Origin of the sequence: Protofrankia sp. CiT1 (genome assembly GCF_917627335.1) — a bacterium.
Lineage (GTDB): Bacteria > Actinomycetota > Actinomycetes > Frankiales > Frankiaceae > Protofrankia.
Genome location: NZ_CAKJTP010000152.1, coordinates 1 through 5,308, shown reverse-complemented (window position 1 = coordinate 5,308; position 5,308 = coordinate 1). Strand labels below are relative to the sequence as shown.

The 5,308-nt window shown below is 68.3% G+C and carries 5 protein-coding genes and 2 pseudogenes; 5 read left to right on the top strand and 2 right to left on the bottom strand.

Annotated elements, in window-relative coordinates; translation table 11 throughout:
* A pseudogene (locus MJ785_RS18025) lies at positions 1-774 on the bottom strand (transcriptional regulator); the annotation flags it as partial.
* A gap of 420 nt (positions 775-1,194) precedes the next feature.
* Here MJ785_RS18025 and MJ785_RS18020 point away from each other — a divergent pair.
* The 4 genes and pseudogenes from MJ785_RS18020 to MJ785_RS22370 all read left to right on the top strand — a co-directional run.
* Positions 1,195-2,040 carry a hypothetical protein gene (locus MJ785_RS18020; protein ID WP_239381919.1) on the top strand — a complete coding sequence of 282 codons (846 nt, stop codon included), beginning with the start codon at positions 1,195-1,197 and terminating at the stop codon, positions 2,038-2,040.
* Positions 2,037-2,432 carry a 6-carboxytetrahydropterin synthase QueD gene (gene queD, locus MJ785_RS18015; protein ID WP_239381917.1) on the top strand — a complete coding sequence of 132 codons (396 nt, stop codon included), beginning with the start codon at positions 2,037-2,039 and terminating at the stop codon, positions 2,430-2,432. Before MJ785_RS18020 ends, queD begins: the two co-directional genes overlap by 4 nt.
* Positions 2,429-3,160, top strand: a complete 732-nt coding sequence (locus tag MJ785_RS18010) for a 7-carboxy-7-deazaguanine synthase QueE (protein ID WP_239376978.1) — start codon at positions 2,429-2,431, stop codon at positions 3,158-3,160. The genes queD and MJ785_RS18010 overlap by 4 nt, the downstream gene beginning before the upstream one ends.
* Positions 3,084-3,569 (top strand): annotated as a pseudogene (locus MJ785_RS22370) (dTMP kinase); the annotation flags it as partial. The gene MJ785_RS18010 and the pseudogene MJ785_RS22370, both read left to right, overlap by 77 nt.
* On the opposite strand, the gene MJ785_RS18005 reads toward MJ785_RS22370, so the two are convergent.
* A complete protein-coding gene (locus tag MJ785_RS18005; protein WP_239381915.1) occupies positions 3,563-3,823 on the bottom strand; it encodes a hypothetical protein in 261 nt (86 codons plus the stop codon). The pseudogene MJ785_RS22370 and the gene MJ785_RS18005 overlap by 7 nt on opposite strands.
* A 35-nt stretch (positions 3,824-3,858) precedes the next feature.
* Here MJ785_RS18005 and MJ785_RS18000 point away from each other — a divergent pair, with 35 nt between their 5' ends.
* The gene (locus tag MJ785_RS18000; protein WP_239381913.1) at positions 3,859-5,274 is read left to right on the top strand and encodes an FAD-dependent protein; all 1,416 of its coding nucleotides are present in this window, start codon (positions 3,859-3,861) and stop codon (positions 5,272-5,274) included.
* Positions 5,275-5,308 lie beyond the last annotated feature (34 nt).

Sequence of the window (5,308 nt, the reverse complement as noted above, 5' to 3'; positions counted from 1 at the left end):
GCCGAGGGCAGGGATGCCGGCGCTGTGCGCGGCGTGGAGGGCGGCGACCCAGTAGCGTTGCGCGGCGGCGTGGTAGCCCGCGTCGCAGGAGGCCCAGCCGGCGAGCCGGGCAAGCTCGCTCGCGGCGGCCGAGAGCCGGCGGCCCTGGATGTCGGTGTAGGTGGCCCGGTCGAGCAGGTCGGTGACGAGGCCAAGTTCGGCGTCGATGATGCGGCGGACCGTGGCGCCGCCGAGCTGGTCTTCCATTGACCGCAGTATGGGGAGCCGCGATTCAATCTGTGTCAGGGTCTCGTCGCTGAGGCGGCGGCCGACCACCTGTTCAGCAAGTGGCCGTGGCAGGAGCGTTGGCCACGTCCCGGCGAGGGCTGCGAGGGCCGGGCCGGTCAGTTTGAGGAACCCGCGACGGTCCACCAGTGCGTCTCCCACGACGTCGGTCAACGCACGCACGGTACCCATGGGTGTCCAGGGGAAATCAACCCGGACAGCGTCGCCGGTGGGTAGCCATCGCGGCCAGGGCTGGGCATCGACGCGGTCGGCTGGCACGTCCAGGGCACGGGCGAGGGCCAGTTGGGTGACGCGGTCGGGCGTCACGTCCCACTTCTCCCACCGCCACGCCTTCTCACGCCGGTTCGCCATGTTGCCGGTGCCCAGCAGCCGGGAGTGGTGGGCGATCTCATCGACGAGCCGTTGCAGCGACCAGCCGCGGGCATGGCGCACATAAGCCAGCGGGTGAGCAAAGACGGGAGCGGCTCGGTACTCGGACAGACTCTCCATGCGACCTCCGCCTTCCCGGGCAAAGCGACCGTAGCATCCTGACCTGCGGCCCCGTGGCCTGTTGGCGTTGTTTTGCTCGAGGCGGAGTCGGAGACAACAGCCGGACGACGGGCCGGAGTGGCGCGGTCCCACCAATACTTACGAAGGTCTCCTTTGGGGAGACCGGATCGGCAGGATGCTGCATCCGCCATAGACAAGCAAGAGGGGAACCTGTGACGGCGGAGAGATTCGGAGCGCGGTCATGCCGGTAATTGCGGCGATAGCCATTCCTGTGGTCGCGCAATGCGTGCTGCTGTGGGCCCTGATGACGAGGCTACGTCGGATTACACGGGCGGCCATCGCGTTGGAAGGTGTTGCCGCCGTCCTCGAAGCGCGTCTCCCCAGCACCGAGCTAGATCTATTCACCGGAGACCTGCCGTCATGACGGCGACGACAGCCCAAGTAGTCGGCGTGTCGGACGGGAGCGCGGTAAGCCACGCCCTGGCTGCTATTACCACCGAGGGGATCGCAGTGCAAGCAGTTCGAGATGTGAAGCGGGATAGTCCGCGTGGTGTCTTCGTCGCGCTGGAGGGAATCGATGGTGCGGGAAAGACGACGGCCACGCGAGAGGCGGGAGGAATTTTACGGCGCCGCGGCATGCCTGTCGTGGCGTTCGACAAGAAAAACCCGCCGTTCGTGTCCGAGTACGTCGCGGCGCACCTGGCGGCCTTGGGCAAGGTGATCTGGGGCCATCCGCCGGACGACCCGTACCTTGAACTCGGCGACGAGCACTGGATCTATCTCCAGCTTTCCTGGTACTCGGCGCTGGCGAGATGCGCGGTGGAACCGCTGCTGGAAACCGGTCACGTGGTGCTGGTGGATACGTGGGCGTACAAGTTTCTCGCGAAACTGTACCTGCGTCCCGCCGTCGACGCGGCCGGTATGAGGTCGCTGTTCGCGCGGCTTGTGCAACCTGACCTGGTCATCCACCTTCATCTCCCGCCACAGATAGCGGCGGAACGCAAGACCGCGTTCGCGATCAGCGAGGCGGGGAACATGGAAGGACCAGTCGAGTTGTCCATGGACAGCTTTGTCGCCTACCAGTCGCGGCTGGCTGGTGTTTTGGCGTCCTTTGCCCGTGAGGAGGGGTGGCGGACAATCGACACCTCGCTTCTGTCCGCCGAGGACGTCGCCGACGCGGTGGCCTCCACCGTCGAGACGGCGATCTGGGGCCAAAGCTCCGCGCCCATCTCCCGACAGCCTGCCTCTGTTGGGAGGCTGACGTGAACCCGTCTGCCGGGCGTTTCCGGATCGGGAAGCGGTTCGGCTTTGATGCCTCCCATCAGCTGTCCGACCTTCCGGATGGACACAAATGCGCCCGGCTGCACGGCCACACCTACACGGTCGAGGTCGTGGTGGCCGCCGACACGCTGACCGGACCGGGCTTCGTCACCGACTTCGGTGACCTGACGCCGCTGCGGTCCTACCTCGACGATCATCTTGATCATCGGCACCTCAACGACGTGCTTGCCGTCGCACCGACCGCGGAGAATCTCGCCAGCCACCTCGCCGCCTGGTGCCAGACCCATCTTGACCCCACCATTCCGGGCCGGGTTGTCGCTGTCCGGGTCAGTGAGGCACCAACGAGCTGGGCGGTGTGGGAGGCGAGCCTGCCATGAGCGTCGGATCGTCGCTGCTGTCCACCACGGCCGAAGAGGCCCGGGGCGTGCAGGTGGTGGAGATGTTCGGGCCGACGTTCCAGGGGGAAGGGCCACGTGCCGGGCAGCAGGCGCTGTTCATTCGACTCGCCCAGTGCAACTTGGCCTGCGGCTGGTGTGACAGCCGGTTCACTTGGGACTGGACCCGCTACGACCCGCGGAAGGAGACCCGACGGCTTCCCACAGCCGACATCGCGGAATGGGTGCTGGCACGGCCGACCCCGCTGGTGGTCATCACCGGCGGGGAGCCCCTCCTTCAGCAACAGACCCTCGTTCCGCTGGTCGGTGCCCTGGCCCAGGCTGGCCGGCGGGTCGAGGTGGAGACGAACGGCACCATCACCCCGTCGCTCGAGTTGGTCGACGCTGTCACGACGTTCAACGTGTCTCCCAAACTCGCCCACGCTGGGGGCCGACAGTCCCGCCGACTCGATTCGGCCGCCCTCCACACACTCGCCGGTAGCGGGAAGGCGGCGTTCAAGTTCGTCCTCACCGGACCGGGTGACCTGGACGAGGTCGCCGCGATCGTCGACAGGTTCGCGCTCGCCCCGGTGTGGGTGATGCCCGAGGCCACCGACAGCGCCGGGCTCGTCGCGGCACAGCGCGAGCTGGCAGATGTGGTGCTGGCCCGCGGGTGGAACCTGTCCACCCGGCTGCACGTGCTGTTGTGGGAGGACACCCGTGGCCGCTGAGCACACCGTCTCCTCGCTCCCCATGGCGGCGACCGCGTCGGACCTGCAGATCCGGCCGGAGGTACGCCATCGCCTAGCCGCGAATCTGGTCGCCGTTGAGGGCATCGACAAGGCGGGGAAGACGACGCTGGTCACGGCACTCGAGGCGAAGCTTCGCAGCCGCGGGCTGCGGGTCGCCCGGCACAAGGAGCCCAGCGACGGCCATCTCGGCGCCTCATTTCGACGCTTGAGCACGGTCACGACGGTTAGCCCGCTCGCTATGGCGTTGATGTCCGCGGCGGACCGCGCCGACCAGCAGACGCATGTGGCGGACCTGTGCCAGACCCACGACGTGGTGCTGGCCGACCGCTACTACCTGTCCGGGCTGGCCTACCACGCCGCCGATGGCATTGATCTCACCTTTTACCAGTACCTGAACACGATGATGATCCGGCCGGGGCTGTACCTGTTCCTCCAGGTCAACCCCGTGTCGCCGCGGCCCGCTACTCCGACGGTGAACGTCCCGACCGATGGGAACGCGACACCGTCGCCAGCAGGCTTCCCGACAGCTACGAAACGGCGCTCGCGCGCATCGCGGACGACGAGCACGCGAACATCGTCCGGCTCGACGCCAACCCGTCGGCGGCGGTGGTACTCCGCGACGCCCTGGCTGTCGTCGCACATCGACTTCCCACGACCGTCCGTACGGAGGCCGTACCGTGAATCCGTCGACCTGCTCGGTGCTCATCATCGGCGCCGGACCCGCCGGGCAGTTCTGCGCCGACCAGCTCCTCCAAGCCGGCATCGACAACATCGTCATCGTGGACAAGGGAAAGGACATGACCGGCCGGGTCTGCCCCGAGTCGCCGTCGTGCGAATGCCCGCTGTGCGACGTGCTCGAAGGCGATGGCGGCGCTGGTAGTTTCTCCGACGGGAAGATCACCCTGTCGGCGACCCGCGGCACCCACGGTCAAACGCTCTTCCGGCCCGACGACGAATCGCTGCTCGGCCTGATCGATGAGACGATTCGCCGGTTCGCTCCCGCCGGCATCACCTACCCACCCGCGCCGACTCCGACCGGACTTGACGGCCCGGCCGGCACGGCGCCCCTGCGGTTCGACAGCTACCCGCTGCTCCACGTCGGATCGGACGGCATCCGCGCCTTCGGCCAGCGCTATTCCCGCCATCTCCAGAACGCGGGCGTCACCCTGCTGACCGGCGTTGAAGCCTGCGAGCTGGTCATCGACGACGACGGTGCGGCCGGGGCCGTCGTGTACGACCGGCGGCGCCGGGCGCGGTGGACCATCGCCGCCCGCGCCGTGTGCGTCGCCACCGGCCTCGCCGGCACACCGTGGCTGGAGCACCAGCTCCGCACGGTCGGTGTCGGCCTGGCAACCGGCCCGGCGGACATCGGGATTCGCCTGGAGACGACCGTCGCCGCGTTGGAGCCGTTCATCTCGGCCTTCTACGATTTCAAGGTCGCCTACACCGCCCCGTCCGGCTTGGCCGTGCGCAGCTTCTGCGTCAACGGCGACGGCTACGTCGTCAACGAGTACCACCGGGCACTGGGCATACGCGGCGTCAACGGCCATTCGTTCCTCGACCGTGCGAGCGGCCTGTCCAACCTGGCGATCCTCGCCACCCTCGACGAAACCGTCACGGCCGATCCGAAGGCCCAGGTCCGTACCCTCGCCGCCACCATCAACGCCGCTGCTGGCGGCTATCCGATCCGCCAGCGCTTCGCAGAGTTCCTGCCGGAGGGGCCGTCGGCCCCGGCCGCGGGGGTGGTGCCGAGCAACCAGAAGACCCGCCCCGGCCGTCTCCAGGAGCTCCTGCCCGCCACGCTGTACGCGGCGTTCGCCAGCTACATTTCGGCGCTCGCCGCCGTCCTTCCCCCGGTCGCTGCCGCCGACACGGTGATCTACGCGCCGGAGATCAAGTATTACAACTACCAGGTGCCGGTAGACCGGGACACCTGGGAGTCCAGCGACGTTGCCGGCTTGTACGTCGTCGGAAACGCCGCCGGCTACACCGCCAGCCTGTCCGCCGCCGCCTTGACTGGAATCATCGCCGGGCGCGCCATAGCCGCCCGGGGCCGCCGCCGGGCGGCGCCGCCGCGACCAGCTGCCGTCTGAAAGGGGGGCCGGGCCTGTGCGACCCGCCCTGACC

Bases quoted from the DNA above. Each gene is read 5' to 3' on its own strand.
- MJ785_RS18020 (WP_239381919.1), top strand. From the start codon at position 1,195: ATGACGGCGACGACAGCCCAAGTAGTCGGCGTGTCGGACGGGAGCGCG.
- MJ785_RS18010 (WP_239376978.1), top strand. From the start codon at position 2,429: ATGAGCGTCGGATCGTCGCTGCTGTCCACCACGGCCGAAGAGGCCCGG.
- MJ785_RS18005 (WP_239381915.1), bottom strand. From the start codon at position 3,823: ATGTGCGACGACAGCCAGGGCGTCGCGGAGTACCACCGCCGCCGACGG.